This is a genomic window from Morganella sp. HSTU-ASny43 (assembly GCF_022819185.1).
GTDB lineage: Bacteria > Pseudomonadota > Gammaproteobacteria > Enterobacterales > Enterobacteriaceae > Morganella > Morganella morganii.
The window spans coordinates 1-4,443 of record NZ_WSPG01000058.1; the positions used below are offsets into that span (position 1 = coordinate 1).

The window sequence follows — 4,443 nt, forward strand, 5'->3', positions numbered from 1 at the left end:
TCATCCGGTATCGGTCTGTACATGACCGGCGCTGACGGTGAGGGTGGCGCCGAGGTTTACTCGGCGGCCACCACCCGTGACCAGGCCCGTATTGTGTTTGAAGATGCAAAAAACATGGTCAAAAAGGCCAGGAGCTCACTCGGCCGCCTGTTTGAATTTAATAAGCTGGCGATTTACCAGGAGCGGTCTGCATCCAAGTTTGAGCCGCTGTCCAGTGACGCAAATAACCTCGACGGCCTGAATATTCACTGCGGCATTGTGGACGAACTTCATGCCCACAAAACCCGTGATGTGTGGGATGTGCTGGAAACCGCGACCGGTGCCCGTCTTCAATCCCTGCTGTTTGCGATCACTACAGCGGGATTTAACCGCGAGGGCATCTGCTACGAACTGCGGGATTACGCCATCAAGGTGCTGCGGGGCGTGGTGGAGGATGATACCTTTTTCGCGGCAATTTACACACCGGATGAGGATGATGACCCGTTCGATGAAAGCATCTGGATAAAAGCCAATCCGGGGCTGGGTGTCTGTAAGCGTTTTGACGATATGCGCCGCCTGGCGAAAAAGGCAAAAGAGCAGATTGCGGCCCGGCCCAATTTCCTGACCAAGCACCTCAATATGTGGGTGAATGCCGAATCCGCCTGGATGGATACCGGTAAGTGGGACAGCTGCCCTGAAAATGCGCCGGATGATGAGCTGAAAAATTACCCGGTCTGGGTTGGTGTGGATCTGTCAAACAAAATCGATGTGACCGCAGCCGTTAAAGTGTATGAGGATCCGCGCGGACAACTGCATATGAAGTGCAAATTCTGGCTGCCGGAGGACAGAGTGGTGACTGCACCGAAGCATATCGCTGACCTGTACCGGAAATGGGGAGCTGCCGGTCATCTTGAACTGACGGACGGTGAGGTTGTCGATCACGACATCATCAAAGCCGACATTCTGGCATGGTGCGAAGGTGAGGATTTACGTGAACTCGGTTTTGACCCGTGGAGTGCCGTTCAGTTCTCCCGCCGCCTGGCGGAAGAAGGTATTCCGCTGGTGGAGGTGGCGCAGACGGTGAAAAACCTGTCTGAATCGATGAAAACCGTTCAGGCTGATGTATATTCCGGCAAATTTCATCATGACCACAACCCGGTAATGTCCTGGATGATGTCTAACGTGACGGTAAAACCGGACAGAAATGACAACATTTTCCCGAACAAATCGACACCGGAAAACAAAATTGACGGGCCGTTTGCCCTGTTTACTGCCAAATCACGCCAGATGGTGAACGGCGGGGAACAGGAACAAAGTTTGTCCGATGTTTTATCTTCCAGGGGCTTACGTTCACTCTGAGGAAATCCAATGAAATTACTGACTATTACCGCCCTGCTGGTGGGGGTTGCGGGTGCCTGTCTGCTGGCGTTCGGTGCCTGGCTGCTGATGCCTGCTGCCGGGTTTATCACTGCCGGCGGTTTATGCCTGCTCTGGTCATATCTGGTATCAAGATCAGCGGGAAGCCTGAATAACAACGGAGGATCATAATGTTCTTTCCCGGTTTATTCAGAAAATCCGATACGGGTATGAGTTCGTCAGAGCTCAGCGAAATGATCGGTCTGACCTATGACACCTATTCCGGCCGTCGCGTCAGTCCGCAACTGGCGATGCAGCTTACCGCAGTATTCAGCTGCGTTCGCGTGCTGGCGGAGTCAGTCGGCATGCTGCCGTGTTCTCTGTATGAACAGCTGGAGACAGGCAACCGCCGGGCTGTCCGTGAACGGCTTAACCGGCTTTTATCTGTAAACCCCAATAATTACATGACACCGCAGGAGTTCTGGGAATTACTGATCGCCTGCCTGTGTCTGCGCGGCAATTTTTATGCTTACAAAGTCAAAGCGCTGGGTGAGGTGGTGGAGCTGCTGCCGCTGGATCCGTCTTCAGTTACTCCAAAACTGAACAGTAAGTGGGAACCTGAATATCAGGTTACTTTTCCGGACGGAAGGCACGACACGCTGACACAGGATGATATCTGGCATGTGCGGATTTTCACCCTGGACGGATTAACCGGACTCAGTCCGATAGCGTATGCAAAACAGGCGGTCGGGCTGGGGCTGGCAACGGAGGAGCACGGCTCACGTCTGTTCGGGAACGGCGCGGTAACCAGCGGTGTCCTGCAAACTGACCAGTACCTGAAAGACGATGCCTGGGAGCGGCTGAAAACCGACTTTGAAAACCGGCATCAGGGACTGGCTAATGCACATAAACCCATGATCCTTGAGATGGGCCTGAAATGGCAGCAAATCAGCATGACATCGGAAGACGCACAGTTCCTTGAGACCCGGTTTTTTACGCGAAATTCAACGCAGGGGCATTGTTACGCGGAGATATGAAATCACGGTTTGATGCTTATGCCACCGGTATTAACTGGGGGATCTATTCACCCAATGAATGCCGGGAACTGGAAGAGCTCAACCCGCGTGAAGGTGGTGATATCTGGCTGACACCGATGAACATGACCACAAAGCCTGAGAGCAGCCCGGAAAAAGAGGAAAAGCAGGATGTCGATAATGACTAAACAGCGGCTGGACATACCGCTGAAAATAAAGTCGGTCACTGAAACCGGCGAATTTGAAGGATACGGATCGGTTTTCGGCGTGAAAGACAGCTACAGCGATATTGTTGTGCCGGGTGCTTTTCAGGCATCACTTAGTGAATGGCGGGAGAAGGGCGGTCTTCCGGCCATGCTCTGGCAGCACCAGATTTCCGAACCGGTCGGTGTGTATACCGAAATGCGGGAGGATGATACCGGCCTGTATGTCAAAGGGCGGCTGCTTATCGAGGATGACCCGCTGTCAAAACGGGCTCATGCACATCTGAAGGCCGGATCATTATCCGGCCTTTCTATTGGCTACATCCTGAAAGACTGGGAGTACGACCGGAGTAAAGGGGCGTTTCTCCTGAAAGAAATCGATCTGTGGGAAGTGAGCCTGGTGACCTTCCCGTCCAATGATGAAGCCCGGGTCAGTGATGTTAAATCGGCATTTGCCCGTGGTGACATCCCGTCACAAAAAAGTATTGAGCGCGTCCTGCGTGATGCCGGACTGTCGCGGACACAGGCTAAGGCATTTATGGCCGACGGCTACCATGCTCTCTCTCTGCGTGACGCAGAGGAAGATGCACTGGAAACACTTAAATCCATTAATTTTAATCAGTAAGGGGCTGTTATGGCTGTTGATCATAAAGATATCAGTGAAGTGGCAAAAGAGCTGAAAGCGTCATTTGAAGAATTTAAGTCAAAAAATGACAAACGTATTGATGCCATCGAATCAGAAAAAGGCAGACTGGCCGAGTCAGTGGAAACGCTGAACGGCAGATTATCCGAACTGGACGAGCTGAAATCGTCGCTGGAAGCTGAGCTGGCGGCCGTGAAACGTCCGGCAGGTGGTGTGGCAAACAAAGATGTTGCTGAACACAAAAGTGCATTCGAACTGTTTGTCCGCAAAGGTAAGGATGACGGCCTGGCCGAACTGGAACAGAAAGCCATGCAGATTGGTTCTGATCCTGACGGTGGTTATGCCGTGCCGGAAGAACTGGATCGCAATATTATTTCTGCTCTGCGTGACGAAGTCATTATGCGTCAGGAATGTAATGTTGTCTCAGTCGGCACGCCGAATTACAAGCGCCTCGTGAATATGGGAGGTACCGGCAGCGGTTGGGTTGGTGAGACTGATGCGCGTCCGGAAACCAGCACGTCAAAACTCGGTACCATTGAACCGGTGTGGGGGGAAATTTACGGCAATCCGGCGGCGACTCAGACCATGCTGGATGATGCCTTTTTCAACGTTGAGCAGTTCATTACCGGTGAACTGACAACTGAATTTGCAGCGCAGGAAGAAGCGGCATTCACCAGCGGAGACGGCAGCAAAAAGCCCAAAGGATTGCTGGCCTACGGCAGTGATGATAAAGCGGATAAGGAGCGTGACTGGGGCAAATTGCAACACCTGTTGCTGAAGAAACCGACCGAACTGACCGCTGATGAAGTGATGAAACTGATTTATACACTGCGAAAACCATACCGCAACGGTGCTAAGTTTATGATGAATAACAATACGTTATTCAAAGTGCGCACACTGAAGGATTCCCAGGGGAATTACCTGTGGCAGCCGGGCCTGCAATTGGGTCAGCCGTCTGCATTACTGGGATATGGTATTGCGGAAAATGAGCAGTTTGCTGATATGGCTGCCGGTGCTGTTCCGCTGGCGTTTGGTAACTTCAGACGCTGCTACACCATCCTGGATCGTATCGGCATCCGTATGCTGCGCGACCCGTACACCAACAAGCCGTTTGTGCATTTCTATACCACGAAGCGTGTCGGCAGCATGATGGTGGACAGTAATGCTGTGAAATTACTGAAAGCTGCAGGTGCAGGAGGCTGATTAATTACGGCGGCAGAGATGCCGC

4 protein-coding genes and 1 pseudogene are annotated in these 4,443 nt (G+C 52.3%); all 5 read left to right on the forward strand.

What is annotated here, in order from left to right:
• On the forward strand, nt 1–1,338 hold a 1,338-nt coding region (locus GN208_RS17510; RefSeq protein WP_243828504.1), incomplete at its 5' end, for a terminase TerL endonuclease subunit.
• A 9-nt stretch (nt 1,339–1,347) separates the two neighbouring features.
• Nucleotides 1,348–1,527: a hypothetical protein gene (locus GN208_RS17515; protein ID WP_004238661.1), complete on the forward strand. Its 180-nt coding sequence runs from the start codon at nt 1,348–1,350 to the stop codon at nt 1,525–1,527.
• Nucleotides 1,527–2,557, forward strand: a pseudogene (locus GN208_RS17520) (phage portal protein). The gene GN208_RS17515 and the pseudogene GN208_RS17520 overlap by 1 nt, the downstream one beginning before the upstream one ends.
• Entirely contained in the window at nt 2,547–3,197 is a 651-nt protein-coding gene (locus GN208_RS17525; protein WP_170950667.1) for an HK97 family phage prohead protease, read from the forward strand. The pseudogene GN208_RS17520 and the gene GN208_RS17525 overlap by 11 nt, the downstream one beginning before the upstream one ends.
• A 9-nt stretch (nt 3,198–3,206) precedes the next feature.
• Nucleotides 3,207–4,418, forward strand: coding sequence for a phage major capsid protein (locus tag GN208_RS17530; protein ID WP_111759634.1), 1,212 nt, complete (start codon nt 3,207–3,209; stop codon nt 4,416–4,418).
• The last annotated feature ends 25 nt before the right edge of the window (nt 4,419–4,443 follow it).

Bases quoted from the DNA above. Each gene is read 5' to 3' on its own strand.
- GN208_RS17515 (WP_004238661.1), top strand. From the start codon at position 1,348: ATGAAATTACTGACTATTACCGCCCTGCTGGTGGGGGTTGCGGGTGCC.
- GN208_RS17530 (WP_111759634.1), top strand. From the start codon at position 3,207: ATGGCTGTTGATCATAAAGATATCAGTGAAGTGGCAAAAGAGCTGAAA.